29 protein-coding genes and 2 tRNA genes are annotated in these 26,239 nt (G+C 58.8%); 14 read left to right on the top strand and 17 right to left on the bottom strand.

Features of this window, described 5'->3' with window-relative positions; all coding sequences use genetic code 11:
* Positions 1 to 4 precede the first annotated feature (4 nt).
* The 10 genes from ubiG to amrB form a co-directional block, all read right to left on the bottom strand.
* Entirely contained in the window at positions 5 to 724 is a 720-nt protein-coding gene (gene ubiG / locus WC392_00775; protein MFA5240887.1) for a bifunctional 2-polyprenyl-6-hydroxyphenol methylase/3-demethylubiquinol 3-O-methyltransferase UbiG, read from the bottom strand.
* Complete coding sequence (locus tag WC392_00770; protein MFA5240886.1) at positions 717 to 2,039, bottom strand: TRZ/ATZ family hydrolase; 1,323 nt, start codon at positions 2,037 to 2,039, stop codon at positions 717 to 719. Before WC392_00770 ends, ubiG begins: the two co-directional genes overlap by 8 nt.
* Positions 2,040 to 2,102: 63 nt before the next feature.
* Positions 2,103 to 2,783 carry an OmpA family protein gene (locus tag WC392_00765; protein ID MFA5240885.1) on the bottom strand — a complete coding sequence of 227 codons (681 nt, stop codon included), beginning with the start codon at positions 2,781 to 2,783 and terminating at the stop codon, positions 2,103 to 2,105.
* 106 nt (positions 2,784 to 2,889) lie between these two features.
* The gene (locus WC392_00760; GenBank protein MFA5240884.1) at positions 2,890 to 4,473 is read right to left on the bottom strand and encodes a glycosyltransferase family 39 protein; all 1,584 of its coding nucleotides are present in this window, start codon (positions 4,471 to 4,473) and stop codon (positions 2,890 to 2,892) included.
* Between the two features lie 118 nt (positions 4,474 to 4,591).
* On the bottom strand, positions 4,592 to 4,795 hold the full coding sequence (gene rpmE / locus WC392_00755; protein ID MFA5240883.1) for a 50S ribosomal protein L31: 204 nt from the start codon (positions 4,793 to 4,795) through the stop codon (positions 4,592 to 4,594).
* 116 nt (positions 4,796 to 4,911) lie between these two features.
* A complete protein-coding gene (locus WC392_00750) occupies positions 4,912 to 5,934 on the bottom strand; it encodes an AI-2E family transporter (protein MFA5240882.1) in 1,023 nt (340 codons plus the stop codon).
* Positions 5,921 to 6,964: a lipopolysaccharide heptosyltransferase II gene (gene waaF / locus WC392_00745; GenBank protein MFA5240881.1), complete on the bottom strand. Its 1,044-nt coding sequence runs from the start codon at positions 6,962 to 6,964 to the stop codon at positions 5,921 to 5,923. The genes WC392_00750 and waaF overlap by 14 nt, the downstream gene beginning before the upstream one ends.
* 22 nt (positions 6,965 to 6,986) lie before the next feature.
* A complete protein-coding gene (amrS, locus tag WC392_00740) occupies positions 6,987 to 8,093 on the bottom strand; it encodes an AmmeMemoRadiSam system radical SAM enzyme (protein ID MFA5240880.1) in 1,107 nt (368 codons plus the stop codon).
* A complete protein-coding gene (gene amrA / locus WC392_00735) occupies positions 8,090 to 8,704 on the bottom strand; it encodes an AmmeMemoRadiSam system protein A (GenBank protein ID MFA5240879.1) in 615 nt (204 codons plus the stop codon). Before amrA ends, amrS begins: the two co-directional genes overlap by 4 nt.
* Positions 8,694 to 9,503 (bottom strand): AmmeMemoRadiSam system protein B, encoded by an 810-nt coding sequence (gene amrB, locus WC392_00730; protein ID MFA5240878.1) that lies wholly within the window; start codon positions 9,501 to 9,503, stop codon positions 8,694 to 8,696. The genes amrA and amrB overlap by 11 nt, the downstream gene beginning before the upstream one ends.
* Positions 9,504 to 9,591: 88 nt before the next feature.
* Here amrB and ispD point away from each other — a divergent pair, with 88 nt between their 5' ends.
* From ispD to thpR, 3 genes are read left to right on the top strand one after another with little or no spacing between them, the layout of a single operon-like run.
* Complete coding sequence (ispD, locus tag WC392_00725) at positions 9,592 to 10,287, top strand: 2-C-methyl-D-erythritol 4-phosphate cytidylyltransferase (GenBank protein ID MFA5240877.1); 696 nt, start codon at positions 9,592 to 9,594, stop codon at positions 10,285 to 10,287.
* Positions 10,284 to 10,757, top strand: a complete 474-nt coding sequence (ispF, locus tag WC392_00720) for a 2-C-methyl-D-erythritol 2,4-cyclodiphosphate synthase (GenBank protein ID MFA5240876.1) — start codon at positions 10,284 to 10,286, stop codon at positions 10,755 to 10,757. Before ispD ends, ispF begins: the two co-directional genes overlap by 4 nt.
* A gap of 5 nt (positions 10,758 to 10,762) precedes the next feature.
* Positions 10,763 to 11,332, top strand: a complete 570-nt coding sequence (thpR, locus tag WC392_00715) for an RNA 2',3'-cyclic phosphodiesterase (protein MFA5240875.1) — start codon at positions 10,763 to 10,765, stop codon at positions 11,330 to 11,332.
* Here the strand turns inward: thpR and WC392_00710 are convergent.
* A complete protein-coding gene (locus WC392_00710) occupies positions 11,309 to 11,749 on the bottom strand; it encodes a host attachment protein (protein MFA5240874.1) in 441 nt (146 codons plus the stop codon). The two genes, thpR and WC392_00710, sit on opposite strands and share 24 nt — an antisense overlap.
* A 221-nt stretch (positions 11,750 to 11,970) precedes the next feature.
* Positions 11,971 to 13,011, bottom strand: a complete 1,041-nt coding sequence (mnmH, locus tag WC392_00705) for a tRNA 2-selenouridine(34) synthase MnmH (GenBank protein MFA5240873.1) — start codon at positions 13,009 to 13,011, stop codon at positions 11,971 to 11,973.
* Between the two features lie 18 nt (positions 13,012 to 13,029).
* On the opposite strand from mnmH, the gene selD reads away from it, so the two are divergent.
* Complete coding sequence (gene selD, locus WC392_00700; GenBank protein ID MFA5240872.1) at positions 13,030 to 14,070, top strand: selenide, water dikinase SelD; 1,041 nt, start codon at positions 13,030 to 13,032, stop codon at positions 14,068 to 14,070.
* A gap of 16 nt (positions 14,071 to 14,086) precedes the next feature.
* On the opposite strand, the gene WC392_00695 is transcribed toward selD, so the two are convergent.
* The gene (locus WC392_00695; protein MFA5240871.1) at positions 14,087 to 14,266 is read right to left on the bottom strand and encodes a hypothetical protein; all 180 of its coding nucleotides are present in this window, start codon (positions 14,264 to 14,266) and stop codon (positions 14,087 to 14,089) included.
* Positions 14,267 to 14,407: 141 nt separating this feature from the next.
* On the opposite strand from WC392_00695, the gene WC392_00690 reads away from it, so the two are divergent.
* The 3 genes from WC392_00690 (at position 14,408) to WC392_00680 (ending at position 18,650) form a co-directional block, all read left to right on the top strand.
* The gene (locus WC392_00690) at positions 14,408 to 15,085 is read left to right on the top strand and encodes a response regulator transcription factor (GenBank protein ID MFA5240870.1); all 678 of its coding nucleotides are present in this window, start codon (positions 14,408 to 14,410) and stop codon (positions 15,083 to 15,085) included.
* Entirely contained in the window at positions 15,082 to 16,437 is a 1,356-nt protein-coding gene (locus tag WC392_00685) for an ATP-binding protein (protein ID MFA5240869.1), read from the top strand. The genes WC392_00690 and WC392_00685 overlap by 4 nt, the downstream gene beginning before the upstream one ends.
* 224 nt (positions 16,438 to 16,661) lie before the next feature.
* On the top strand, positions 16,662 to 18,650 hold the full coding sequence (locus tag WC392_00680) for a TonB-dependent receptor (protein MFA5240868.1): 1,989 nt from the start codon (positions 16,662 to 16,664) through the stop codon (positions 18,648 to 18,650).
* Positions 18,651 to 18,808: 158 nt separating this feature from the next.
* On the opposite strand, the gene WC392_00675 is transcribed toward WC392_00680, so the two are convergent.
* Genes WC392_00675 through WC392_00665 form a run of 3 tightly spaced genes read right to left on the bottom strand, consistent with a single transcriptional unit; the run spans position 18,809 to position 21,307 of the window.
* Positions 18,809 to 19,387: an FRG domain-containing protein gene (locus tag WC392_00675; protein MFA5240867.1), complete on the bottom strand. Its 579-nt coding sequence runs from the start codon at positions 19,385 to 19,387 to the stop codon at positions 18,809 to 18,811.
* A gap of 33 nt (positions 19,388 to 19,420) precedes the next feature.
* Positions 19,421 to 19,885 carry a hypothetical protein gene (locus WC392_00670; protein MFA5240866.1) on the bottom strand — a complete coding sequence of 155 codons (465 nt, stop codon included), beginning with the start codon at positions 19,883 to 19,885 and terminating at the stop codon, positions 19,421 to 19,423.
* Positions 19,886 to 19,912: 27 nt separating this feature from the next.
* Positions 19,913 to 21,307 (bottom strand): Fic family protein, encoded by a 1,395-nt coding sequence (locus WC392_00665; protein MFA5240865.1) that lies wholly within the window; start codon positions 21,305 to 21,307, stop codon positions 19,913 to 19,915.
* Positions 21,308 to 21,433: 126 nt separating this feature from the next.
* Between WC392_00665 and WC392_00660 the strand changes: the two genes are divergently transcribed.
* Both WC392_00660 and WC392_00655 read left to right on the top strand, forming a co-directional pair.
* Positions 21,434 to 21,592 (top strand): hypothetical protein, encoded by a 159-nt coding sequence (locus WC392_00660; GenBank protein MFA5240864.1) that lies wholly within the window; start codon positions 21,434 to 21,436, stop codon positions 21,590 to 21,592.
* Positions 21,589 to 22,008 (top strand): site-specific recombinase resolvase, encoded by a 420-nt coding sequence (locus WC392_00655; protein ID MFA5240863.1) that lies wholly within the window; start codon positions 21,589 to 21,591, stop codon positions 22,006 to 22,008. Before WC392_00660 ends, WC392_00655 begins: the two co-directional genes overlap by 4 nt.
* 250 nt (positions 22,009 to 22,258) lie before the next feature.
* Here the strand turns inward: WC392_00655 and WC392_00650 are convergent.
* Positions 22,259 to 22,335, bottom strand: a tRNA-Met gene (locus WC392_00650).
* A 69-nt stretch (positions 22,336 to 22,404) separates the two neighbouring features.
* On the opposite strand from WC392_00650, the gene WC392_00645 reads away from it, so the two are divergent.
* The 5 genes from WC392_00645 (at position 22,405) to WC392_00625 (ending at position 26,228) form a co-directional block, all read left to right on the top strand.
* A tRNA-Arg gene (locus tag WC392_00645) sits at positions 22,405 to 22,481 on the top strand.
* A 248-nt stretch (positions 22,482 to 22,729) separates the two neighbouring features.
* Positions 22,730 to 23,026: a helix-turn-helix transcriptional regulator gene (locus WC392_00640; protein ID MFA5240862.1), complete on the top strand. Its 297-nt coding sequence runs from the start codon at positions 22,730 to 22,732 to the stop codon at positions 23,024 to 23,026.
* Positions 23,023 to 24,351, top strand: a complete 1,329-nt coding sequence (locus tag WC392_00635; GenBank protein ID MFA5240861.1) for a HipA domain-containing protein — start codon at positions 23,023 to 23,025, stop codon at positions 24,349 to 24,351. Before WC392_00640 ends, WC392_00635 begins: the two co-directional genes overlap by 4 nt.
* A 245-nt stretch (positions 24,352 to 24,596) precedes the next feature.
* Positions 24,597 to 25,031, top strand: a complete 435-nt coding sequence (gene gspG, locus WC392_00630; protein MFA5240860.1) for a type II secretion system major pseudopilin GspG — start codon at positions 24,597 to 24,599, stop codon at positions 25,029 to 25,031.
* Positions 25,032 to 25,037: 6 nt separating this feature from the next.
* The gene (locus WC392_00625) at positions 25,038 to 26,228 is read left to right on the top strand and encodes a type II secretion system F family protein (GenBank protein ID MFA5240859.1); all 1,191 of its coding nucleotides are present in this window, start codon (positions 25,038 to 25,040) and stop codon (positions 26,226 to 26,228) included.
* The last annotated feature ends 11 nt before the right edge of the window (positions 26,229 to 26,239 follow it).

Here is a 26,239-nt window from a genome sequence, read left to right as displayed (position 1 = left end):
TTTGTTACTCTGCTTCGCGGTGGGAGGTTATCAGGTAGTTGATGCTGGTGTCGTCGCCGAGCGAGTAGACCTTCGATAGCGGGTTGTAGCTCATGCCGGTGATCTGATCGACATTCAGGCCAGCGGTGCGGCAGTGTCGCGCCAGTTCGGAAGGTTTGATGAATTTGGCATAGTCGTGGGTGCCGCGCGGCAGCATGTTGAGCACGTATTCGGCACCAATTACCGCAAACAGGTAAGACTTGAGATTGCGATTGAGGGTTGAAAAAAACACGTGGCCGCCGGGCTTGACCAATTGGGCGCAGGATTTGACGACGCTTAATGGATCGGGTACGTGTTCCAGCATTTCCATGCAGGTGACCACGTCGAAGCTGCCGGGCGACTGCTGCGCCAGTTCTTCCACTGCGATCAGGCGATAATCGACCTTCTGGCCGCTTTCCAGCAGATGAAGCTTCGCCACTTTGAGGGCTTTTTCGCCGAGATCGATGCCGGTTACGCTGGCGCCACGCGCTGCCATGCTTTCCGAGAGAATCCCTCCGCCGCAGCCGACATCCAGCACCTGCTTTCCTGCCAGACCTGCAAGGCTGTCAATGTACTCAAGGCGTAGTGGGTTGATGTCGTGTAGTGGCTTGAATTCGCTATTGGGGTCCCACCAGCGGTGAGCGAGCTGGCTGAATTTGTCGAGTTCCTGATGATCGGCGTTTTGTGTCGTGGATGAGTCAATCATGTTTCTTGCCTATTCTTTCCTGCCAAAGCGCGGCTTGCGCAGACAAATGCTGCTGCGAGAGTGTGCGCAGGTTGCTGTTCTCTACAACGGGGGCGCCGTTTACCCAAACATGGGTAACATGTTCACGGCCAGCCGTGTATACCAAATGTGAGATCACATCATAACATGGCATGGTTTCCAGGCTATCAAGCCTGATAGCGGCTATGTCAGCAGCCTTGCCGGGCTCCAGCGAGCCTGTCCGGTGCTCCAGTCCCAGGGCGCGTGCTCCGTTGAGTGTGGCCATTTGCAGTGCCTCGAATGCGGACAGGCAATCCGCTTTTCCGCTGACTCCCTTGGCAAGCAAGGCGGCCATGCGCATTTCCTGAAACATGTCGAGCCGGTTGTTGCTGGCGGCTCCATCGCTGCCGAGGCCGACGTTGATGCCCTGTTCCATCATGGCGCTGACCGGGGCGATGCCACTTGCCAGTTTGAGGTTGGAAGTGGGACAGTGGGCTATATGGCAACCCTGGCGGGCAAGCGTTTCCATTTCACCGGGTTTCAAATGGACGGCATGCACTGCAATCAGGTTGGGTGCCAGCAAGCCCAGATTCTCCAGGCGTTGCAACGGTCTGAGATGGTGCTGCTTCAGGCTCTGCTGGATTTCAGCATCCGTTTCGTGGAGATGGATGTGAATCGGCAAATCCAGTTGCTCGGCATAGGTCAGCACCTTGCTGAGTGTTTTGTCGCTGACCGTATAAGGCGCGTGCGGGGCAAGTGAGAAGGAGAGTAGCGGCTCCGGCGAAAACTGGTCACGGATGGCCAGACCCTTGTACAGGTAGGTGTCCGCATCGCTGGCATAAGGGGTGGGAAAATCCAGTGCAATCAGGCCAATGGTGGCTCTCATTCCTGATTGGAGGGCGGCATTGGCGGCTGCGTCCGGAAAGAAATACATGTCGTTGAAGCAGGTGATGCCGCCACGCAGCATTTCCGCACAGGCCAGAAGCGTTCCATCATGCACAAATTGCGTCGAGACATGGCGGTTCTCTGCTGGCCAGATATGCTGCTGCAACCATTCCATCAGCGGCAGATCATCGGCCAGGCCGCGCATCAGGTTCATCGCCGCATGCGTGTGAAGATTGATCAACCCGGGGATGAGGGCATGCTCTCCGAGCGTGACTGTGCTATTGGCGGAAAACTGCGCATGAGCTTCGGGTGTGGGCAGGATCGCGGCAATGTTCCCGGCACTGATCACCACGCTATGGTAGTTCAGGGCCTGATGCGCCGGTCTGACAGGAATCACCCAGCGTGCGTCAATAATGGTATCGGCTTGTTGCATCTCGAAATCTGGCCAAGAAAAAAGCCCCGCATAGGCGGGGCTTTTCATGAAAGCTTAACCCATTTATTTCTGGGTTGGCTTCTGTACTTTAACTTCAACCATCACGCGACGATTGGGTTGCAGGCATTCGACCAATTTCTTGTTCTTGCCGCTTTCCTTGCCTTTGACGTCGCTGCAAGCTACTACAGGTTCGGCTTCACCTTTAGCGGCAGTTTCGATGCGGCCAGCATCAATGCCCTGGCTGACCAGATAATCCTTGACCGCAGCGGCACGGCGCTCTGACAGCTTCTGGTTGTAGGAGTCCTTGCCGACGCGATCGGCATGACCGGTCACCAGAACCACTTCAACTTGCGGATACTGCTTCATTTTGCCGACCACTTCGTCGTTCAGCTTCTGCTTGCCATCAGCGCGAACCACGGCTTTGTCGAAGTCAAACAGAGTTTCGGCTTGCAGGGTGATCTTGTCGAAGGCCGGTTTTTCAGGGCCAGCGGCTACCACCGCAGGAGCCGCTGCTGCTGCGGCTTTTTGCTCTTTCTTGACCAGATCAGGATCACATTCTTCAATGGCCATGGCTGGAGTCCAGTAGCCGGTTTTCCAGCATTGATTGAAGTTGTTTTTAACTACATTGCCACGGGTGTCAATCAGGTAACCTTCCTTTTCCACCGAGTGAGCAAATGCGGTGCCGGAAATAGCCAGGCCCAGAACCAGGCTCAGGGTGATTTTTGCGATTTGCGTGTTTTTCATGATTTTTCCTTATTGACTAGTTTAAACAATATAACTTTTAGAACGAATACAGTTTAGATGCTGCCATTAGGACATAAATGGCAAAATAATTCAAGTTTACGGGTATTTAGCGCTTATGAAACAAGGAATACAGTTCCGGATTATTTCCATGACGGCGTCCCTGCCAGATCAATTTCCACCCCGGGCCAGGTTGCTCCTGTAAATTTGCGCTACCTTGAATCAATTTCAGCTCGCAATGGTTGTCATCAATTTCTTCGCGCAGGGTGATGGTGCCGGCAAAATAATGCAGCAGGGCACGCTGTGGTTCCCCGAGCTGTTTGCTGCTGATGCAGTTGAAATTTGGTGGCAGGCTATTCTGTAAGGATGAAAAAATGGCGCGATAACTTTTGTCTGCATCGAGCCATGGCAGCCAGATCGTGGCGAGCAGCCCCCATACCAGGGTGATGCCCAGGGCGGAATTGACAATCCCGCGCAGTGCGCCACGTTTCATGCGAGCTACGACTGCAAGCCATGTGATGCTGAGCGCTATGGCAAAAAATAGCGCCAGACCACTGAAATGCACGATATAGCCGGGCTGGCGCTTGTCAAACCAGTGGGCGACTTCAGCCGGATATCCGGTCAGAGTGGCCACCCATCCGAGCCACAATAAACCGGTAAACAGGCTGAAAGTCATCACGCTGAACCAGTCCAGTGAATTGGCCGCACCCCGGCGCAAGGAGTTGACGGCCGCAGAGGCTAGAATCGCCAGTGGTGGCAGCAGCGGCAGGGCATACACATCGCGTGCCATGACGGCGGTGCTCAGAATAAGCAGCGTTACCAGAAAGGCAGTGAGCGGCAGGGCAATGGCGGGAACAAGTCCCTCTTTCCAGTTGTGGCGCCACAAAGTCCAGAGTGCCAGGGGCAGGGCGGGCCAGGCGAACCAGGGCAGGATGGTGAGGTAGTAGCCAGGCTGGTGGCCGGTGAGGAGGGGGGTGGCGCCGGTCAGGCGGCCCAGGTTGTTGGCCCACAGCCATTCCATGAATAATTCAGGTGCGCGCTGGTAGAGCAGAAACGGCCATACGGTGAGCCAGGGCAGGGCGGCGATAAGCGCGATGGCCAGGCACATGGCATAGCGGCGGCTGCGCCAGGCGCTGGACAGTAGTGGCAGGAGCAGGGCGGTCAGCGCGATGACTCCGGGTTCGAACAGGCCCTTGGACATGAACCCGATGCCCATGCCGCTGCCGATGATGACGCCCGCGATGGCCGGGCGGCGCGGCGCCAGTGCCAGACCGTAAAGAGCGATTGCAACGCCCGCCAGCAAGGCCGTGTCAGTGATGAGCTGGTGAGTACGCACTACCAGGCCGAAGCAGGCGATCATGATCAGGGCGGTAATGCGGCCATAGCCTTTGCCCCATAGCTCGCGTCCGGTCAGGCCGGTAAAGATGAGTGTCAGGCCCATGTAAAGTCCGCTGGCGAGGCGGGCGCCATCGTGCAGCGGCAGCCAGCCGGAAAACATTTGGGCAAGTGCGGCGGCGGTGAGGTAGTAGAGCGGCGGTTTTTCCACGAAAGGTTCGCCGGCCAGCATGGGAATGACCCAGTCACTGCCTTGCAGAATCGAATAGACAAGCCCGAAGTTGTAGGCTTCGTCGGACTTCCATGGGTCGTGGCCCATCAGCCCAAGCAGTGTCCAGAGTGCGCAAAGCGCTATCACCCATCCTAGATGGATGGGTGGTGGTTGTCGGGGAGGGTCAAAAAATGGCATTTGCAAGCGCTACGCAACAAAAAAGAAAGGCAGCCTGGGCTGCCTTTCTGCTGAGTCGGATGCGAATTTATTTCATGCCATACTTCTGGCGGAACTTCTCGACACGACCGGCGGTGTCAATGGTCTTCTGCTTGCCGGTGTAGAAGGGGTGGCATTGTGAGCACACTTCAACGTTCAGGTCTTTACTCATGGTAGAGCGGGTTTTAAAAGTAAAACCGCAGCTGCAGGTCACGTTGATTTCATTGTAGTTTGGGTGAGTATCCGGTTTCATGATTCAAATCCTTGCCTGTTGCTTTTGGGTCAGGGCCTTTTGGTGGCCGCGAAAAATCGTGTAATTATCCATGAGGGGTTGTCGTTTGGCAAGGTATTTGTGGTGAAAGAAACTGGTCAGATCAGGTTCTTTCGCACCAGTTCGCTTTTCAGGTAAGCGTAATAAATTGGCGCCGACACTACGCCCATGATGCCGAATGCCGCTTCCATGACCAGCATGGCGAGCAACAGTTCCCAGGCATGGGAGCGGATCTGGGTGCCGATGATACGGGCGTTAAGGAAATATTCCAGCTTATGGATCACGATCAAAAACAGCAGGGAGGCGATGGCGATTTGTAGCGATTGCCCCAGGCTGACGACGACGATGACGGAGTTTGAAATCAGGTTGCCGATTACCGGCAGCAAGCCGGCCAGGAAGGTGATGATGATCAGGGTCTTGGTCAGGGGTAGATTGACGCCAAACATGGGCAGCACTATGGCCAGGTAAATTGCGGTGAAAGCAGCGTTCAGCGCAGCGATTCTGACCTGGGCGAACACGATGCGGCGGAATGCATCGCCGAGTAGTCTGACGCGCTCGGCCAGGGCGCCTGAGAGAGGGCGGTAGCGGTGTTGTGCCGTCACTTCACGCAACGAGATCATGGCGCCGATGATCAGGCCGATTAATACATGAACCAGGGTGCGCCCCATTTCCTTACCCACGGTTTGAACCTCGCCGGCGTGGGTGCGCAGCAGTTCCACCACGGCGGCCTGGATGCCCTCGGCGCTGGTGGGCAATTTTTCCACCATCCAGTCAGGCAGCATGGTGCGGGAACCTTCGATGATTACCGCCATCTTTTGCAGCAGCGCGGGAATTTTGCCGGTATCGCTGTGGAAAAATGCCATCAACCCGATTGTGGCGAGCGTGATCAGGGTTGCCATCAAGGCCGCCAGCAAGGCCACCGCGACGATCTTGGCAGGCCGTCCGCCAAAGCGGCGCAGGTTGATGCGCGCTGCAAGCAGGTGGACCAGTTCGTACATCAGCAGCCCCGCCAGCAGCGCTGGCAAAAGGTGCGCGTAAACAATAAAAACAAGCAACACGGCCGTGATCAGCCAGGTGGCGATTTCGATGTGATCAGGGTTGAGCTCTTTAACCGGCGCCATGGTTTTCCTCGTGGATGGCGGTGCTGATCTGCTCCAGCACGCGTTGTGGTGTCAGTTTCATCAGGCAGTCCAGATGGCCGAGCGGGCAGGTGCGCTTGAAACACGGGCTGCATGGCAGGTTCAGGCTGAGGATACATGCCTTGTGTGACAGCGGTGGGGTAAAGCCGGGACTGCTGGAGCCATAGAGGGCGACCAGCGGCTTGTCCAGCGCGGCGGCAACATGCATCAGGCCGGAGTCGTTGCTGACAATCACGCTGGCCGAGGCGAGCAGGTCCACCGCTTCGTTGAGGCTGGTCCTGCCGCACAGGTCGAGGCACGCGCCCGTGCTCAAACGTGCCGCCTCGGCGCCGGCCTCGGCATCCTTGGAGGAGCCCACCAGCCATACCTGCCAGCCCTCCGCGTGCAGCAATTTCCCCAGCGCGGCGAAATGCGCTGCCGGCCAGCGCTTGGCCGGGCCATATTCGGCGCCCACGCACAGCGCGGCAACGCGCGGCTGGGGCTGGAGGCCGAGCCGGGCCAGGGTGGCGAGGCGCTGCTGCTCGTCTGTGGCCAGGCCGGGCTGGGGAAGCGGATTGGGCAGGGGCTTGCCGGGGCGCTCTGCCAGCGCCACGAAGCGCTCCACCATCAAGGGCAGGCTGGCCTTGTCCAGCTTGCGCGCATCGTTGAGCAGGCCCCAGCGCATTTCGCCGCGATAGCCGGTGCGCCTGGGAATTCCGGCGAAAAACGGCACCAGGGCGGATTTCCACGAGTTGGGCAGCACGATGGCCTGATCGTAATGCCGCTGATGCAGCGTTTTGCCTAATTGATAGCGGGCTGCCAGATTGAATTCGCCATGCCCGAAGGGGTTGGCGATGGCTTCATGCACTTCCGCCATGCGCGCCAGCAGGGGCAGGGTCCAGGCCGGCGCCAGCACGTCCAGCTGCAGGCCGGGGTGAAGCTGGTGCAGGCGTATGAACAGCGGCTGCGCCATGACCATGTCGCCCACCCAGGAAGGGGCGACGATCAGGATTTTGTAGGGGGGCTGGGCCATGAGGCCGCAGTTTACCCAATTTCTATGCGTGCCGGTGAACCGCCACCGGAATCTGTCTGCGCCCGAACTGGCCGGCCAGGTCAAAGTGCTCGAAACGCCCGGCGATGGCCGTGCCGCAGTGCGGGCAGTGGCCGTCATCGCTCAGATGGTAGGCATTGATCTGGTACCAGTCGCGCTCGATCAGCGTTGCCTGGCACTTCGGGCAGTAGGTGCTGTCGCCCGCCGGGTCGTGCACGTTGCCGGTGTAGACATAGTGCAGCCCGGCCTCCATGGCGATCTTGCGCGCCCGGCTGAGGGTGGCGCCCGGCGTGGCCGGAATGTCCATCATCTTGTAATCGGGGTGGAAGGCCGAGAAGTGCAGCGGCACGTCCGGCCCCAGTTCCCTGGCGATCCACTGCGACAGCGCGGTGATTTCCTGCTCGGAATCGTTCTGGCCGGGGATGACCAGGGTGGTGATTTCCAGCCAGCACTTTGTCTCGTGGTGGATGTAGGCGAGCGTGTCCAGCACCGGCTGCAGATGGCCGGCGCACAGGCTGTGGTAGAAGTTGTCGGTGAAGCCTTTCAGATCCACGTTGGCGGCGTCCATCTTGGCGTAGAAGTCGCGCCGTGCTTCGGCGTTAATGTAGCCGGCCGTGACGGCGACGGTCTGGATGCCGCGCGCATGGCAGGCATCCGCCGCGTCCATGGCGTATTCGGCGAAAATCACCGGGTCGTTGTAGGTGAAGGCCACACTCTTGCAGCCGTGATGCTCGGCGGTGCGCGCGATTTCTTCTGGCGAGGCCCGGTCCATCAGGCGGTCCATGTCGCGCGCCTTGCTGATGTCCCAGTTCTGGCAGAACTTGCATGCGAGATTGCAGCCCGCAGTGCCGAAGGAGAACACGCTGCTGCCGGGGTAGAAGTGGTTGAGCGGTTTTTTCTCGATCGGGTCGATGCAGAAGCCGGAGGAGCGCCCGTAGGTGGTGAGGACCATCTTGCCGCCGATATTCTGGCGCACGAAGCACAGGCCGCGTTGGCCCTCGTGCAGCTTGCAGTCGCGCGGGCAAAGGTCGCACTGGATGGTTTTTTCATCGAGCGTGTGCCACCAACGGCCAGGGTGGCTGGATTCGGCGTGACTGGATTCGGCGTTCATGAGGATTCCTTCCATTTGTTCACGGTATAGCGGAACAGCTTCACGCCCTTGTCCCAGAAGCCGGGCGACAGCCCCGCCTTGTGCTTGAGGTGGGCCATGAACTCGGCGGGCTCTGGCAGCTGCTCCCACACCTGGGGCAAAAAAGTGGAGCGGTAAGGCCCATATTCGAACACGATGCCATCCACCAGTGGCCGCAATTGCGCCAGTGCGTCCTGCTCGCTGCTGAAGTCGATGGGAGCAAGCGGCGAGAGCAGCGACACTTCGACCCGGGTGATGTCCAGCTCGTCCGCGCCCAGCGGCGCAAAGCGCGGATCGCGCAGGGCCGCGGCCAAGGCATTGGCCTTGATATCCGCCAGCAAGGGGCGATGCGCCTCCAGGCTGCCGATGCAGCCGCGCAATTCGCCCTGCTGGGTGAGGGTGACGAAGGTGGCGCCCGGCTCCTGCAGCCAGGGGGCGGATTCGTCCGCCTGCATGGGCTTGCCGAGCGCGCCGGAAATCGCCGCGCGGGCGATGGCGAGCAGGATTTGCCCTTGTTTTATTTGAAACTCGCGCAGCGAGCCTTCGTCCCTCTCTCCCAGCGGGAGAGAGTCAGGAGAGAGGTTAGTGGACATGGCCGGACTCTTCAAAGGCAAATGCGCCATAACCCACCACGCGGTTGCGGTCGCCCGCAGTGTCGCCGGAATTGCGCAGATCCAAGAGGTGCGGCTTGAGGTGGTGGCGCCTTGCGGCCAGCAGCAGGCCGTTAACCGGCGTGCCGCCGCATGCCTGCTCGTGGCTGAGCGGCGCGTCCAGGGCCAGGATGGCCTGGGCTGTCTCATGGTCCACGCGCCTGGCCGTATCATAGGGCAGGTAGTGGGACAGGTCGGAGCTGATCACGATCAGGGTTTCCGGGCCGCCCCACAGCTGTTCCAGCACTTCCGCCACTTCCTCTGGCGTGGCGTCGCCCACGGCCAGCGGCACCAGGCTGAAATCGTCCAGCACCATCTGCAGGAAGGGCAGCTGCACTTCCAGCGAGTGCTCCCAGGCATGGACGGGAAAGCTCTCGACCACCTGCGGCAGGCTGGCGGCCTGCTTCATGGCCTGCCGGTCCAGCGCGATGCTGCCCAGCGGGGTTTCAAAGCTGCCCACGCCGGGCAACGCCAGTCCGCGCACCGGCACGCGGTGCACCGGGCCAAGCAGCACCACGCGCCTGATCTGGCGGCGTAGCGGGATGAGCCGGGCATAGGCGCTGGCGGCGATGGGGCCGGAATAAATATAGCCGGCGTGGGGTACAATCAGGGCCTTGGGCGGCGTGGCGTCTTCAGCAGGCGCGGCGACTGCGGCCAGCATGGCCTGGATGTCGTGTTTCAGAATGCCGGGCTCGCCGGGATAGAAAGCGCCGGCAACGGCGGCGGGGCGGACTTCTTTCATGCTTTCCCCTCCTTGCCTTGAGTGACAGTAAAATGGGGACGACCAAGACCTTAATCCATCATACCCCTGACACTCTACGGATCAATAGATGACCAACTTTTATGCTTTGATTCCCGCCGCCGGCTCCGGTTCACGCATGGGGGCGCCAAGACCGAAACAATACCTGGAAGTGGCGGGGCGCCCCCTGATTTACTACGCCATCGCCCGCCTGTGCGGCTGCAGGGAAATCGAGCGGGTGTACGTGGTGCTGGCGCGTGACGACGAGCGCTGGGGCAGCTATGACTGGGAAGCCTTTGCGCCCACCCTGGTGCCGCTTTTCTGCGGCGGGGCGGAACGTTTCGAGAGCGTGCGCAACGGCCTCCGGGCGATTCAGGATGACGTGGACGCCGACGACTGGGTACTGGTGCACGATGCCGCCCGGCCCGGCCTGAGCGAGGAAGCCCTGGCGCGCCTGATCGCCGAAGGCGGGACAGACGAAGTGGGCGGGCTTCTGGCCGTGCCGCTGGCGGACACCCTGAAGCGCGCCGATGCCGCGCAGCACGTCGCCCACACCGAGCCGCGCGCCGGCCTGTGGCAGGCGCAGACCCCGCAGATGTTTCGTCATGGCGCCCTGCTTGAAGCCCTGTCGCAGCCGGGGGGGCATGTGCCCACCGACGAGGCGCAGGCGATGGAGCTGATGGGGCGGAAACCCAGGCTGGTCCTGGGCGATAGCCGGAATTTCAAGGTGACTTACGCGCAGGATCTGGAAATGGCGGAATTGCTGTTACAAAAGGAGGCAAGATGAGAATCGGTCAAGGTTTCGATGTGCATGCCCTGGTGGAGGGGCGCAGGCTGGTCATGGGCGGGGTGGAAATCCCTTATCAGCTGGGTCTGGCGGGTCACTCGGATGCCGACGTGCTGCTGCATGCCATCTCTGATGCGCTGCTGGGGGCGGTGGGGCAGGGCGATATCGGGCGGCATTTCCCGGATACGGATCCCCGCTTCAAGGGCATCGACAGCCGCCACCTGCTGCGCGAAGTGATGCGCTTGGTGGCGCTCCAGGGCTTCCATGTGGTGAATATGGATGCCACGATCATCGCCCAGGCGCCCAGAATGGCGCCGCATATCCCGCAGATGGAGGCCAATATTGCCGCCGACCTGGGGGTGTCCACCGATGTCGTCAACGTCAAGGCGACCACCACTGAAAAACTGGGCTATACCGGTCGGGGCGAGGGCATTGCCGCGCAGGCGGTCTGCCTGCTGATGAAAGGCTGAAGAAGGTGCCGGGAGAGGGTGGACAGACAGCCCGGCTGTTTTTCGCCCTGTGGCCGGATGCCGGGGTGCGGCGCGCGCTGGACCAGGCAGGCAAGCAGCTGCACGCCGCTTGTGGCGGGCGCCGCATGGGGGCGCCGAACGTGCATCTCACCCTGGTGTTCCTGGGCAACGTGGCGCTAACGCAACTGGACGAACTGCGTGCCGTGGCCGGGCTGGTGTCTGGCCCCTCTTTTTCCATGACGCTGGATCGTCTCGGCTGGTGGCGCCATAACCGGGTGGCCTGGGCGGCACCGCAGGAAACGCCGCAGGCGCTGCAGGACCTGGTTATTCAACTGCAGGACGGCTTGCGCAACGCAGGCTTTGCTTTCGACGATCGCCCCGTTTTTGCGCCGCATGTCACGCTGCTCAGGAATGCCCGCTGCAATGAGGTGGAGATGCCGTCCCTGAAAGCTCTGGAGTGGGCGGCTGATGAATTCGTGCTGGTGGAATCGGTAACGACCGATGCGGGCGCGGCCTATGAAGTCATAGGCCGCTGGGGACTTTCAAAGGTATCAGAGAAAAATGATGCTCTCTAGGTGGCCAGCCAGTTCTTTCTCGGTGGCCTTGGTGTAATCCTTTTCCACGTCTTCGCTCACCAGCTTGCTCACGTGGCTGTTGATGCAGCCCTTGAGCAGGCCCAGAAAGGCTGGTGCTGCCACCAGAATGGCGCGCTTGTAACTGTTGGAGGTGCGTCCGCTGTCCATTTCGTGCGCCAGTTGCTGGGCGAAGCGTTCCGCCTCGTTGTGTTTCGGGGAAGTGGCAGGGACAAACGAGCCATGGCCATCGCCTGCGCCGGGATTATGGCCGGGGCGGTCGGAGACCAGGTTGGCGGCTTTTTCGCGGCTTTCCGGGTGAGCGAGTTCCTTGATCAGTTGCAGCCCTTTTTTCGGGCCGTGATTGGCATACAGACGTGCGATGCTGGCATTTGCGACAAGAATCCAGGTGGTGCTCATGATATTCAACACTCCTGATGGTGATTCCAGTTGACCGGGTTGGCGATCGCCTGGAGTTGAGATTGAAATTCCATGCGTGAGCGCGGTAACACTTGCCCACCATGTTCGTACAGACTAGCACTTTTATTTCGCTGGTCAATTGAGACAGATCAATTTCACCGTGGCCATGTTATGAACGCGGCGTGCCGGTCGAGATGCAATATTACCCGCTGGCGCTGCGGCTAACCCTTGAGGATATCCTTTGCCGCAACCTGCATCGCTTCCATGCTCAGGCTCTGGGGCTGGAGGATGAGCCCCGCGCTGTAAAGCGGGTAGTGCTTGAGCGTGGAGCGGGTATAAGCCGGGTCGTAATGCTGCTCCAGCAGTTCCGCTACCAGCGTGTCCCATTCGCCCTGCTGTGCCATGTGCTGCCAGCGGGCGATGCGTTCCTTGCCATGAATGTCGGACAGGAACGCAAGTTTTTGCCCCAGTTCGTCCGGGTCGGCGAGAAAGTGCGTGTATTCCTCTTTCAGCAGTTCGACGCGTTGCGCGATGTTTGCTTCGACACGGATGCACTGGCTCTGCCACATGGCGGCGATCAGGGATTCCGGCACGCGGACATTGCCGATTTTCTTGCTTTCGGCCTCGACATGGACCGGCAGGGCAGGGTCGAAGCCGTGCAGTTTCGACCAGATCAGGCTTTCGAAATATTTTTGCCCCGGCTGCGGCGTGCCGGGCAGGTTGCCGAGCAGCGAGCCGCGATGGTTGGCCAGGTCTTCCAGATCCAGCACCTGGGCGCCTGCGCCGTGCAGCGCCTGGAGCAGGCGGCTCTTGCCCGAGCCGGTGGCGCCGCATACCACGCGCCACTGGAAGCGTGCCGGCAGGGTTTGCAGGTCTTCCAGCACCTGGCGCCGGTAAGCCTTGTAGCCGCCGTCCAGCTGGCCGCTGTGCCAGCCCACCTGCCCCAGCACATGGGCCATCGCGCCGCTGCGCTTGCCCCCGCGCCAGCAATAGACCAGCGGGCGCCAGTTTTTCGGCTTGCTGGCGAAAGCCCGCTCCAGATGCATCCCGATATTGCGCGACACCAGGGCTGCGCCGGCTTTCTTGGCGTCGAAGGAGGAAACCTGTTTGTACATCGTGCCGATACGGGCCCTTTCCTCGTCGTCGAGCACGGGAAAATTCAGTGCGCCGGGAATGTGGTCCTCGGCAAATTCGGAGGGCGAGCGGACGTCGATAATCTCGTCAAACTGGCCCAGCTGTGCTAGGTTTACCTCTTTAAGCAATTTCTTGACTCTGAAAAAATGACAGCAATTAAATTAACACAGTTCTCCCATGGCGGCGGCTGCGGCTGCAAAATTGCGCCCGCCCTGCTAAGCGAAATTCTCGCCAACATGCCCAGCCGTCTGGTTCATCCCGATCTCATGGTGGGCACGGAAACCGGAGACGATGCAGCGGTCTATCGTCTCAACGATCATCAGGCAATTGTTGCCACTACCGATTTTTTCATGCCCATTGTCGATGATGCAGTCGATTTTGGCCGTATCGCGGCGGCCAATGCGCTGTCTGATATTTACGCCATGGGCGCGCAGCCGATCATGGCACTGGCTATAGTCGGCATGCCGGTGGGCAAGCTGCCGGCTCATGTGATTCATGACATTCTGGCTGGCGGCGAGGCGGTGTGCGCGGCGGCCGGGATTCCTGTCGCCGGCGGCCATTCGATTGATTCGCCCGAGCCGATTTACGGCCTGGTGGCCCTCGGCGTGGTGCATCCCGGCAAGCTGAAGCGCAATGCGGGCGCGCAGGCGGGCGATGTGCTGATCCTCGGCAAGGGCCTGGGCATCGGCATCATGAGCGCGGCGCTGAAGAAAGGCGAACTGTCGGAGGAGGGCTACCGCCAGATGCTGGAGAGCACGACCCAGCTGAACGTGGCGGGCTCGACGCTGGCTCACATGCAGGGCGTGCATGCGCTCACCGATGTCACCGGCTTTGCCCTGCTCGGACATTTGCTGGAAATCTGCCGTGGCTCCCGGCTGGGGGCCGAGATTGAATTTGACCGCCTGCCGATCCTGCCAGTGGCGCTGGAACTGGCAAAACAGGGCTATGCCACCGGCGCGGCGGCGCGCAACTGGGATAGTTATGGAGAGGAAGTGACGCTGCCTGAGGGCATGGCGGAATGGAAAAAGAATCTGTTATGCGATCCGCAGACCAGCGGTGGTTTGCTGGTGGCTTGCGCGCCCGAGTCAGTTGCCGATGTGCTGGATTTGTTTCAACAGCAGGGCTTCGGCTACGCCCGCGAAATCGGGCGAATGGCGGCTGGCGAAATCAGGGCTACCGTCCGCTAGGGAGCGGCGGTGCCCGCTAGTTCATGGAGTACAGGCGGGGTTTTGCGGCTCTTTGCTCATTGCTCCGGCGGCTTGTTTCGCGCCGCCGTTCGGGTCCGGAATAGTCGCTGCCGGAATGCCTGCGGCGATCGTCAAGACGGCGTTCCAACGGGATGAATTCGACTTCGTAAACCGGGAGGGCTGACTTGCTTGCCATGATTTCCTCCATCACTTTATCGCGAGTTTGCATTGATAATGTAGCACATTGATTGGAAAGCGGAAGTGAAGATTTGTTCATGTTGTTTTTGTAATAATTGGTTTAGCATTTTGTCCTTCCCTCTATGGACCCGGATTCTGCATGACTATCCTTATCGTTGAAGACGATTCCGCCGCCGCGCTGCTTTTGCAGCAAGGCTTGGCGGGGCTGGGCTATCGCTCGGAAATTGCCCGTGATGGAGAGCATGGCCTGGAAATGGTCCGTGGCGGCGGCTTTGACCTGTGGATCGTGGATGTCATGATGCCCAGAATGGATGGACTGTCCATGCTGCGGATCCTGCGTGGCGAGGGTGACAATACGCCGGCGCTGGTGCTGAGCGCGCTGGGTGAAGTGGATGAACGGATCGAGGGCTTGCGCTCCGGTGGCGATGATTATCTGGTAAAGCCCTATGATTTCAACGAGTTGCAGGCACGCATCGAAGCGTTGCTACGCCGCGCGCGGAGCGGTCCGGCACAGGAAACGGTGCTGGATGTGGGGGATCTGAAACTGGATCTGCTGACCCGTAAGGTCACCCGTGGCGGGCAGGATATTTTTCTCAAACCACGCGAATTGCGCCTGCTCGAATATCTTATGCGCCATGCGGGCCAAGTGGTGACCCGCACCATGCTGCTGGAGAATGTGTGGGATTATTATTTTGACCCCCAGACCAATGTGGTGGATGTCCACATCAGCCGCCTGCGACACCAGATCGACAAGTATTTCCCTTCCCCCCTCCTGCACACGGTGCGCGGCGAGGGCTATCTGCTTCGCGCGGAATGAAATTTTCCGACTCGGCGCCGGTACGCCTCATTTTTCTATTGCTGGTGGTTTATGCACTAAGCGCCGGGCTGATCTTTTTCTTCCTCGATTATCAACTCACCTCTACCCTGACCAAGGGAGTGGATCACACCCTTTCTGAAGAACGCAACCTGTTGCAGCTGCAATACCGTGACAGTGGCACGGCAGGCCTGTACCGCGCGATCAAGAGCGAAATCGAGAGCGAGGGCAGCCAATCTCATGGCTTCCGCATCCTGGATCAGCACAAGCAGATTACCTATCAGGCTGGCGGCCTGTCCCTGCCTCTGGACAAGGCGTTTCCCGGCGTGCGGCAGATGGATGTCGATGCCAGCGACGGGAAGAAGCACCCGGCGAGAGTGATCTCTTTTTCCCTGGGCGATGGAATGACTGCCTTTACCGCGGTCAGCATGGACCCGGTGTTCGCGCTGGTCAGAAAATTCCACCGGACTTTCCTTCTGACTGCCGGCATGGTGTCCCTGTTCGGTCTGGGCGTCGGATTGTGGCTGGCGCGACGGTTTCGTGCCCGGATTGATGCGTTCAACCGGAATACCAATCTGATCATGCAGTCCGGTGATCTTTCCGGTCGCATGCCGGTCAGCGGTAACGATGAGCTTGCGGTGCTGGCCGGCAACATGAACGCAATGCTGGAGCGGATTGAACGGCTGGTACAGGGCATACGCCAGGTAAGCGATAATATTGCGCACGATCTGCGAACGCCTTTGACGCGCTTGAGTGCCGATGTCCAGGTGGCATTGCAGCAGGAAGATGCCGGGATGCACCACGCGGCGTTGCAACGAGTCCATGGCGAGCTGGACAAGATGCAGGGCGTTTTCAACTCCCTGCTTGCCATCAGCCGGGCGGAATCGGGCGGAATGCCGGTAAAACGTGCGGTGGTCGACTTCTCCGGATTGCTGAATGAGCTGGTCGAGCTCTACGAGCCCTCCGCCGAGGAGCACGGCCTGGTACTGCATGGCGAGGTGGTTGAAGGTTTGCAGATCTACGGTAACCGCCAGCTTCTTGCCCAGACGATTTCGAATCTGCTCGACAACTCGCTCAAATATGTTCCGTCGGGAGGGGAGGTCAGGTTGAGTGCACAGCGCCAGGGTGATCATGTCAAAGTGGCGGTGGAGGACAGCGGACCGGGCATTCCTCCCGAAATGTGCGACAAGGTGTTCGAACGTTTCACCCGCCTCGATCCGAGCCGCACCATGGCGGGGTCGGGGTTGGGCTTGAGCCTGGTCAAGGCCTTTGTCGAGCTGCACCATGGCCGTATCTCCATCTCCAAAAGCACCCTTGGGGGGAGCGCCTTTCTGCTCGATTTTCCTGCCGCCTGATCCCCCCGTCAAAGACGATTTGCGCTTTCTGGCCGGCGCTGTAGAATGCTCTGGCATCATTCACCTGGATAATGATGCCCGTCAGTTTTTTTGGATTCCATTGCGTGCAGGCATTTTCCAGCTTCAATCAAAATTTCGATACAACCCGGGGTAAAACCCCCCATCTGTCGCATTCTCCAGTCAGTTTGCCTGTGCCCGGATTCCTGTGTTTTCTCCGGGACTTGTTGCAACTCCTGTTGGTTGTGCTTTCTGCCGGCCTGGCCCAGGCTGCCGGGGCAACCAGCGAGCAGGAGTTTCTCACGGCACTGCCTATTGTTCTGACGCCCTCGCGCCTGCCCCAGCCTATCGACCAAGCGCCGGCCGCAGTGACGGTGATTGACCGGCAACTGATCCAGGCAACGGGTTACCGGGACATCCCGAGACTGTTAAGGCTGGTGCCGGGCATGCAGGTTGGCCAGGAACGGGGAGGCTCGCACTGGGTGACCTACCATGGCATGGGCAATGATTTCCCGGCATGGATTCAGGTGCTGGTGGATGGCCGCTCTGTCTATTCTCCCGGTAATTTCGATGGCGTGGACTGGACCAGTCTGCCGGTGACTATCGACGAAATCGACCGCATCGAGGTGGTGCGCGGCACCAATTCGGTAGCCTATGGTGCCAACGCTTTTCTCGGCGTGATCAATATCATCACGCGCCACAGTGCGGATGCGCCGGGCACGAAAGCGACCGCTGGCGCGGGATCGTCAGCCATCAGGGACGCGGGCCTGGAGCTGGGCGATAGCTCGGAATCAGGCAGCTTGCGCCTGAATGCCACGCACAAGCAGGATGAAGGCTTTGAAGGACTGCATGACGGGAAACGCGTTACCCTGGCCTCCCTGCGTGCCGACAGGCGCATCAGCAATCACGATGAAATCATGTTTCGCCTGGCGGCCAGCAGCGGCAGCCGCGAACTGGGCTACCCCGATTCGACTTTCAATAATAATGGCGAACGCAGCTCGGACACCCTTAACGCCACCTTGCACCTGCAATGGCAGCACGCGCCAACACCCGGCGAGGAGTGGCTGCTGCACTACTACCGCAACCAGGACCGGACTCGCGAGGAATGGGCCGCCTCGGCACCGGCTTATGGCGTCAGTGTCGTGCCCCTTGATCGCAACCGCAGCAGCGTGCGCGACAACCTGGAGCTACAGCATCGCCTGACCTTGTCCGACACCCTGCGGACCTTATGGGGCGTGGAAGCGCGCCATGATCAGGTGGAATCCTCCTTTCTCTATTATGGAAATGCCAATCAGAGCTCCAGTCTTGCGCGCCTGTTCGGCCAGGCCGAGTGGCGCTTCAGCCCGGATTGGAGCCTCAATGCCAGTGCCCTGGCGGAAAAAATCGACAGCGACGCGCCGAATATCTCGCCACGCCTGTTTACCAATTGGAAAGTCACGCCCCGGGATACCTTACGCTTCGGCTACGCCCATGCCTGGCGTCCACCCACCCTGTTCGAACGTTATGGCGATGTCCGTGCAATGCATCAGGGTGTCCTGCTGGTCCATCCCTACCTGCCTAATCCCGATCTGCAACCATCCCATATCGATAGTCTGGAGATAGGCTATCTGAGCCAGTTCCAGACCTGGAACACGCGCCTTGATGCGCGCCTTTTCAATGAACGGATCGAGAATTACATTACCCGTGTAGCGCAGCCCGGCTACAGCGTGCCATCGCTGTCCTCGACCCTGCCTTCCGCCCGCTATGAAAACCTGGCTACGCCGGTCACCCTGCGCGGGCTGGAATATCAACTCGACAGCCGGCCCCTGCCGGGCACCAAGCTGCTGTTCAGTCATACCCTGATCGATCGCTCCAGTAACGATGCTTCCTTCACCAAATTGACCGCCCCCTACAGCGCCAGTCTGAGCTGGCTGCAGGACTGGGGCCGCAGGTGGTCGAGCACCCTCACCCTGCTGCGCATGGGCCCGATGGCCGGCGGCACCGGCTTTGTGGCGAACAGCCAGTACGTGTCCCGCCCTTACACCACGCTGGATGCGCGCCTTGCGCATATTTCAAAATTTGGCGGCACCCCGCTGGAAATTGCACTGGCTGGCACCAACCTCGGAGGGCGGCACCAGGAAATCGCCGACCGCTCGGAGCAGTACCTGCATGGCAGCGATCCGGTCAACCGCACCTCTCCCATGGTGTGGCTGACTTTTACCTTCAATCCCAAATAGGCCTGAAAACCCCCGCCCGGACAGGCAAGCGATCGCTCATATCCCCGGAAAGCAAAAGGCCCGCAGCAGTGTGCGGGCCTTTTGATTCTGGTGGTGCGTAGTTTACTACCGAACTACGCGCTATTGGGGTCAATGAGCACGTCTGCGGGTAACTGCGGCTACCCGGCCCGGTCACGTAGCAACCAGTCCTCTTCCCCGAGAATACGCTCTCGGGTGTAACCGATCGACGCCAACTCGGCAACGATCTCTCGTTTTGCACCCCTGTATATTCGGAATGGAAATATCTGGTAGGTATGCAGCGGCGAAGTAAACATAGGCTGCCAGACGAAATAGCCGTCCTGTGCAAGCACCCGATCATTGCGGTAGATCGCTGTACGGAAGCGGGGGTACTCGAGGCTGTCTTCAACTGTGAAATATTCCTCCAGCGTCAGTTGCGTCTCGTCCTCGCCGCTGATGATAGGGCCTGTTCCTCGAAATCGTTCGGGGTTCGGCGTATCTCCGCGACCGGGTTGATAGGGGAACATATAGAGCTTCCCGTCGACTGATTCGTCAACTGAGCCATCCCAATCAGCACATGCAAAATACAGGGCGCAGAATATTGACGTTGTGACATCAATCATCCGCGTGGCATCAACATCGTCGTAGTGTTGCATCAGGTGCCACCAGCCCGCATCCTCCGTATCCAAGGTGGGACCGTCGCCGAAGATTGCTTTCCTCTTGCCTGTATCGCCAAGCACGTCTTGCTGGAAGCGTCGAATCGCAGTGAGCTCCTATAGCGTAACCCTTGAGCAGTCCTCGATTGTTGGATTATGGTTCCGTGCAACTCGTGGAAGTAATGCCCATCCAAATCGATGCTCTCCCCGAAAGAACATCGTATTTCCGAACTGATCAAGTGCACGCTTGATGCCGTGACACTTCATCAGTGCTTCAGCGCATGAGGCGATGTAGCCTGCCCCGTACTGGTTGAAGCGAAAAAGCTCTTCTTCGACTATTGGAAGCCAGCCATCGCCCACGTGAAAATCGCGGGTGCCATCGGCGGTTTCCGGCACGCGTTCGGGGAGTGAGTCCAGTGGCGTTGACCATAGCGCTGAGATTGCCTTCCCAATCGCATCATGGATATCAGCAGCACTCTTGCCCATCGCTCGGTGATGCTCGTGCGCAAGAATGTCGAAGCGATTTAGCCAATGCACCAAGATTTCTCGCGACGCCTCTGTAGGCCTGCTTCTCATCGTCATTCGCTCCCATAGTCAGAATGTCTGACCTCAGTCACCTGTCCCTTTGGCAATCCACTCTTCGAGCTCCAGTGGCCTGAGTCCGAAACGGACGGCGTTTCCGGCGTGCATGGTCTTGAACTCATCCAGGACGAGTTTGGCAAAGCCTGCCTGATCGTCGGGCACGACCGATGCGGGCATCGACTGACGGACCGCTTCTATCGTTGCTGGCAGGCCACCCCGGACGATGGTACACACCGCTTCAGCCAGCGCGGCCCGGTAACGCAGCCTGAAGGTATCGGGCGGCACAAGTTGAGTTTTGACCGCCACATACTGCTGGCAAGAGCGTTCGTAGGCCCAAACGAACACGTCACGTAGCAACTCGATGCGGTTCAGTTCATATACGCCCAGCAAGGCGTCGACATAGGCCCGCTCCGGCACATCAATAAACGATAGTGGACTCAGGTTGCCCTTGATAAGCGGAATGTTGGCTGCCAAGCGAGATACGCGCTTGTTTACATCCTCGAAGGGCTGGAGATAGGGCAGATGGACCATCAGGAAGAACGCCTGCTCGAAGAGGTCTTCAATTTCGGCAGCCATGCCGAGCACAATCCCAAACAATTCTTCGATGCGCTGCGGTAGCGCTATTGGTAGGTAGACGCTGCCACCAATTTCAACTGCACGGTTACGTAGCTTGCCGCACGCCATCGGGTCGGCAAGTAGGCCATCGGACAGGAACGCGTGAACGGCAATGATGGTTTCGGCATTCACGGCCACACGATCAGCGTCATGAACCAGATACTCGATAGCCATCTTGTGGTTCAGAATCATCTGGGTTTCGATTGCATCCTTGCCTTCGGCGACTTCTCCGAATTGAATCAATCGTTCCGTGTCGAGCCGGTTGTAGGTATTGCCCTCCAGGCGCGACGAGGCCCACGACAGATCGATCAGCAGGCGGTTGAGAATGTCGCGGGCGAAAGTGCCGGCCGGTGCATGATCTGCCAGAGATCGCCCCAGGGTATGCAGCTGCTCGCGCAATTTTTCGGGCAAGTACCAAGTGGCGTTTGGCCGGTAGGCTTCTAGGAATGCGATGTTGTAGCTAACAGGATGGCGCCCTTGGATCGGCTGGCGCACGTAGGCCTTGATTTCCTCTCCCTCGGGAGAGGTCGAGACATAGACCTCGCCTCGTGCCTCCATGCGATCACTTTCTTCTGTGGCCTTCAATGTGCCCGTGATGGGCGCAAGCCGATACTTGAATGACTTCTGCTTTCTGCCGCCGATGACACGTCCCTCGGCGATCAAATCAGCAAGGCGGCGCTGAAGCGTTCGTCGTGACAATCCGTCGCCAATGACTACCAATATCTCATCAAGATCGGCTCCATCAGGAAATCGACCGACAGCCTCGGCTATCTGGTCAAACTCCTCTGATCGAATCACTTTTGGCATGGCCACCCCTTTATTTGTCGCGCGACAGAGTATCGCGCCATTTTATTTGGCACGCAATACCTTTTCGCGACAAATAAAACCCCTTTAGTGGCGCGCCACACACATCCGGCGGAAAACGTCTTTCATGTGACGTGGGAATGGAAGATCAAGCCGCCTGCGCGCAAGGGCACCTGGCGGGACACCGGCTGGCACACCCTGGCCGGCGAGATGCGTCCGGGCACGATTGGCGGTGAATTACTGGAACTTGAACAGCAGCAGGAGAATGGAGTGGAGGTGGTGGCATGACACGGATCATCCAGACGGGTGCGGCCGTCAATCGGCAGGGCGCGAAATTGACGACCTTCATCCCGGTGCGCATCAAGCGGCACGGTGGACGCAAGGTAGTGATTCCGGCGGCGGCCGGAGACAAAATGCCGGAGCACGACGCACCGATCCTGACGGCGCTGTCCAAGGCGTTTCACTGGCAGCGACTGATCGACGAGGGCATCGTCAGTAGCGGATCGGACATTGCCCGGCGCGAGGGACTGCATCAGACGACCGTGAATGAATTGCTGCGGCTTACGCTGCTCTCGCCGACGCTGGTGCGCAGCATCCTCGACGGCCATCAGCAGATGACCTTGAGCTTGCTCTGGTTGAAGAACAATTTGCCGCCGTCGGATTGGGATGAGCAGCACGCATTGTTCGATGGACTGGACGCGTAGAACGGGTTTGCAAGGTTTCTGGCCAGTGCAGTTGCTGCACAACCACCGGCCCGAAACCCGCGTGAAATCGAGGGGGCGAGCATCGACCAGCCACAGGTCAAATGGAGAAAAGAGGGGCGTCGGAGGGCCGGTGGGCGGAATAACGCACTGCCAGGTTGATGGCGAAACACCAGACCCCGCCGAAAGCCCCGCCAGTGCTGGCGCGGCGGGCAGAAAAAAGCCCAACCGATAAGGGTTGGGCTTTTTAAATTGGTGGTGATAGGTGGACTTGAACCACCGACCCCAGCATTATGAGTGCTGTGCTCTAACCAACTGAGCTATATCACCTAAAGAGAGCGGCATTTTACTTTTTGCACCGGATTTGTCAAGTCGGGTATAATCCAGCGCTCAAATCACGCGCCCGTAGCTCAGATGGATAGAGTATTGGTTTCCGAAGCCAAGGGTCACAGGTTCGACTCCTGTCGGGCGCGCCAACCCATGACGAATCTGGGCACCTCTAACGGGGTGCCCATTTTCATTTCTGAGTTGGGGTGGGCGGGTAAGGAGTTGGCGGAACGCCGCGCCAAGGGTTGAGTTACCTGCAAATTATATGGGCAAACCGGTTATTTCCCAATAAGAGAAACAATTTTGACATTTGCCGGGATTGCACGTATGTTTCCATAAGAGAGAAATATATAAAATTCCCCGGTAAATGTTTAATTGTTACTCATATGTGGAAACTATGGCTCGTTCGCTAGCGGTACCTGTTACTATCAACGGTCCGGAAATGGGCGGCACTACCGCGCTTGGGCGCGCTATACGGGCGCAGCGCCTTGCCGCAGGTTTGCGAATCGACGATGCCGCGGCACTTTGCGGCGTTTCAGTTGCCCTGCTTTCCCGTCTGGAAAACGGCGCCGCTGGCGTATCGGTTGGCCGTATATTTAAGGTTCTTGACGCACTGGGACTCGCCTTGCTCGTTATCAACAAGCCTGAAGTTCCACGTGTTTTAGCTGCACTGGCGGAACCGGCTAGCGCATGACCGCTTCAAACCGCCACAACTTGTATGTGTTTGATGCCAACCGCAGTGTTGGCATTATTGGCTACGACTCACGCGAAGAAAGTTTTTCGTTTGCCTATGAGCCGCAGTGGTGTGCTGCCAAGGATGCTTATCCACTGTCGCCGTCTATCCCGCTGACAGGCCCGGAACCATCCTCGGGCACTGTGCGCCGTTTTCTTGAAAATCTCTTGCCCGAGGGCAAAGCGCTGGAAATTGTTTCGACGACACACCAGATATCGAAGAACAATATTTTTGGCCTTGTGCGCCAGCTTGGGGCCGAGACATCGGGGGCGCTATCATTTTTACCGGAAGGTGTGCTCCCTGAATCGCGCTCGACCCGTCTGCGAGAAATTCAACCGGACGAATTGCGGCAGCGTATCGAGGCGCGTGCACAGGTGCCATTCGCCGTGTGGGATGGGCGTGTACGCATGTCGCTTGCCGGCTGCCAGGACAAATTGGCTGTTTACGTGCATGAAAACCGATTTTATCTGGTGGAAGGCGCGCTGGCATCAACTCACATATTGAAGCCGGAACCCCTTGATAGCCGACTCCATGGGCTCGTTGCCAATGAGCACTTTTGCATGCGGCTTGCCTCGCGCTTAGGGCTGAAGACTGCTGAAGTCAGCATAGTCCGCGTGCCGCACGCGGTGCTTGTTGTCCGGCGCTTCGACCGCGAAGTTAACAATGACGCTGTGAAGCGGATTCATCTTGTAGACGCATGCCAGGCGCTCGACCTGCCGGTTTCCTATAAATATGAGCGAATCTTTGGATCAGGCAAGGATGTCCGCCATGTTCGGGATGGCGTGAGTTTTGAATCCCTGTTTTCGAAGATTGTCGACTACACGACACAAAAAGCACTGACACGCCAAGCACTTGTGCGTTGGGCTATATTTCAGTATCTGATTGGCAATGCGGATGCACACGGCAAGAACGTGTCCTTCTTTTGCGGCTCAAGCGGGCTGGCAATCGCGCCATTTTATGACTTGGTCAGCGTTGTGCAATATCCGGAACTGGACCACGAACTTGCGATGGGTTACGGAGACGAATTCAGACTTGAGGATATAACCCCCTTCGCATGGGCGGATTTTGCTAAACGAGTGGGACTTCAGCGTTCCTTCCTCGCACGGGAAATGACCCGCATGGCAGATTCAGCTCTTAAAGCGGTGCCTGAGCAGGTGGCTGAGGGAGATTATGTTGACGAGGAACAAGACCTGGTTCTTCGCATCAGTGACTTTGTTGCGGTACAGGCTCAAAAACTGCGCCTTGCTGCCAAATCAATGACACAAGTGGACTCGACTTTGCTTTAGCCGAGGCGCACAACGTCGCGCCAGCCGACCGCTATGCGCTCGAAAGTCAGCGCACCGGATTTTTCCGGGCCATCAGTCCGCACTTCCAGCACCACCTGTTCCAGAATGTGACCGTTGCAAAACGGCTACACAGAGCCCCTTTGTTAATACAACTGTCACACAGCCCCTTTATATTGTGTCGACTTCTTGCACGCAATTGAACCGGCTGGAAATTCCCCATTAATACTTTAAAAATTAAATTGACCATGAGAATTGGCGCGCCCGTTTGCTGTCCGTATAGCCGTGGATTCACTTTGCTGGAGCTCCTCGTGGTCATGGTCATTATCGGGCTGCTCGCCGGTTACGTGGGGCCCAAGTACTTTGCCCAAATCGGAAAATCCGAGATAAAAACAGCCAGGGCGCAAATCGATGCGCTCGGCAAGGCACTGGATCAGTACCGGCTCGACACCGGCCACTATCCACCCACTGCGCAAGGTCTGGTCGCCCTGGTTACCCAGCCTTCCGGCGAAACCAAATGGGATGGCCCCTACCTGCAAAAGAACGCGGTACCGCCCGACCCCTGGGGTAATCCCTACGCCTACAAATTCCCCGGTGAACATGGCGACTATGACCTGCTGTCGTATGGCCATGATGGACAGCCCGCAGGGACGGGAGAAGCAGCAGACATCACCAACTGGTAACCGATAATGCGCTACGAAGTTAAGGCATTAAAGGATGGCGATGCCGTCTCCAGACTGACACTGGATGCGGCAAATGCGCAGGATGCACGCGCCCAGGCTATTGAGCAGGGTTACGAGGTGCTCTCTGTACGCACACTGGGCGGCCTGCATCTCTCGCTGGGAAGCAGGCAGGCAAAATTCCCGCTGCTGCTCTTCAGCCAGGAACTGCTGGCCCTGCTCAATGCCGGGCTCAGCCTCATGGAGGCGTTGCAAACCCTGGCGGTAAAGGAAACCCGTCCCGATGCCCGCAAGGTTCTTGACCAGGTCATTGCCGGGCTTTATGAGGGCCGAAACCTGTCTGCGGCTCTGGAGCGTTTTCCGGCAGCATTTCCTGCACTTTATGTGGCAACGGTCAGGGCCAGCGAACGTTCGGGTGGATTGCCGGAAGCCTTGTCGCGCTACATCGAGTACCAATCCCAGCTGGACCAGGTGCGAAAGAAACTCGTCAGTGCTTCGATTTACCCGGTCCTGCTGATTTCGGTCGGCCTGCTTGTCACGCTGTTTCTGCTGATCTATGTGGTGCCCAAGTTCAGCAAGATTTACCAGGATACCGGTACCGAACTGCCTCTTCTGTCGAGGTTGCTGATTCAATGGGGCAGCCTGCTCGAGGCGAACGGTTCGCTTCTCGCCATTGCTGCCGCCGGAACCGTCACTGCTGGAATTTACTGGCTGCGCCAGCCGGCCACGCGCAAATGGTTCGTTTCGATGTTGTGGCTGATTCCACAACTGGGAGAACGCATGAAAATTTATCAGCTTGCACGCTTCTACCGGACGCTCGGCATGCTTCTGCGCGCCGGCATCCCGGTCGTGGCCGCCATGGAAATGGCTGCCGGCCTGCTGCCGCCCATCCTTCAGGCTCCGCTGGGTGGCGCTGCCCTCAGCATCAGCGAGGGCCGTCCGGTTTCCCACGCCATGGAAGCCAATGACCTGACGACACCGGTGGCGCAAAGGATGCTTCTGGTCGGCGAACGCACCGGCAAGATGGGCGAAATGATGGACAACATCGCCGCCTTCTACGACAACGAGATGGCACGCTGGGTGGAGTGGTTCACGCGCCTGTTCGAGCCGCTGCTGATGATCATCATCGGCCTGATCATCGGCCTGATCGTGATCCTTCTTTACATGCCGATTTTTGAACTCGCGGGGAACATACAGTGAGCGGAGTCGCC

It is taken from the genome of Sulfuricella sp. (assembly GCA_041651995.1).
Taxonomy (GTDB): domain Bacteria; phylum Pseudomonadota; class Gammaproteobacteria; order Burkholderiales; family Sulfuricellaceae; genus Sulfurimicrobium.
The sequence above is the reverse complement of the archived record's forward strand: the minus strand, read 5'-3'. Positions and strand labels throughout refer to the sequence as shown.

Bases quoted from the DNA above. Each gene is read 5' to 3' on its own strand.
- ispD (MFA5240877.1), top strand. From the start codon at position 9,592: ATGACCAACTTTTATGCTTTGATTCCCGCCGCCGGCTCCGGTTCACGC.
- WC392_00770 (MFA5240886.1), bottom strand. From the start codon at position 2,039: ATGCAACAAGCCGATACCATTATTGACGCACGCTGGGTGATTCCTGTC.
- WC392_00625 (MFA5240859.1), top strand. From the start codon at position 25,038: ATGCGCTACGAAGTTAAGGCATTAAAGGATGGCGATGCCGTCTCCAGA.
- ispF (MFA5240876.1), top strand. From the start codon at position 10,284: ATGAGAATCGGTCAAGGTTTCGATGTGCATGCCCTGGTGGAGGGGCGC.
- amrS (MFA5240880.1), bottom strand. From the start codon at position 8,093: ATGAACGCCGAATCCAGTCACGCCGAATCCAGCCACCCTGGCCGTTGG.
- WC392_00750 (MFA5240882.1), bottom strand. From the start codon at position 5,934: ATGGCGCCGGTTAAAGAGCTCAACCCTGATCACATCGAAATCGCCACC.
- WC392_00685 (MFA5240869.1), top strand. From the start codon at position 15,082: ATGAAATTTTCCGACTCGGCGCCGGTACGCCTCATTTTTCTATTGCTG.
- gspG (MFA5240860.1), top strand. From the start codon at position 24,597: ATGAGAATTGGCGCGCCCGTTTGCTGTCCGTATAGCCGTGGATTCACT.
- amrB (MFA5240878.1), bottom strand. From the start codon at position 9,503: ATGAAAGAAGTCCGCCCCGCCGCCGTTGCCGGCGCTTTCTATCCCGGC.
- WC392_00665 (MFA5240865.1), bottom strand. From the start codon at position 21,307: ATGCCAAAAGTGATTCGATCAGAGGAGTTTGACCAGATAGCCGAGGCT.
- selD (MFA5240872.1), top strand. From the start codon at position 13,030: ATGACAGCAATTAAATTAACACAGTTCTCCCATGGCGGCGGCTGCGGC.
- WC392_00690 (MFA5240870.1), top strand. From the start codon at position 14,408: ATGACTATCCTTATCGTTGAAGACGATTCCGCCGCCGCGCTGCTTTTG.
- WC392_00710 (MFA5240874.1), bottom strand. From the start codon at position 11,749: ATGAGCACCACCTGGATTCTTGTCGCAAATGCCAGCATCGCACGTCTG.
- waaF (MFA5240881.1), bottom strand. From the start codon at position 6,964: ATGGCCCAGCCCCCCTACAAAATCCTGATCGTCGCCCCTTCCTGGGTG.
- WC392_00655 (MFA5240863.1), top strand. From the start codon at position 21,589: ATGACACGGATCATCCAGACGGGTGCGGCCGTCAATCGGCAGGGCGCG.
- WC392_00670 (MFA5240866.1), bottom strand. From the start codon at position 19,885: ATGACGATGAGAAGCAGGCCTACAGAGGCGTCGCGAGAAATCTTGGTG.
- ubiG (MFA5240887.1), bottom strand. From the start codon at position 724: ATGATTGACTCATCCACGACACAAAACGCCGATCATCAGGAACTCGAC.
- WC392_00765 (MFA5240885.1), bottom strand. From the start codon at position 2,783: ATGAAAAACACGCAAATCGCAAAAATCACCCTGAGCCTGGTTCTGGGC.
- WC392_00695 (MFA5240871.1), bottom strand. From the start codon at position 14,266: ATGGCAAGCAAGTCAGCCCTCCCGGTTTACGAAGTCGAATTCATCCCG.
- WC392_00640 (MFA5240862.1), top strand. From the start codon at position 22,730: ATGGCTCGTTCGCTAGCGGTACCTGTTACTATCAACGGTCCGGAAATG.
- rpmE (MFA5240883.1), bottom strand. From the start codon at position 4,795: ATGAAACCGGATACTCACCCAAACTACAATGAAATCAACGTGACCTGC.
- amrA (MFA5240879.1), bottom strand. From the start codon at position 8,704: ATGTCCACTAACCTCTCTCCTGACTCTCTCCCGCTGGGAGAGAGGGAC.
- WC392_00635 (MFA5240861.1), top strand. From the start codon at position 23,023: ATGACCGCTTCAAACCGCCACAACTTGTATGTGTTTGATGCCAACCGC.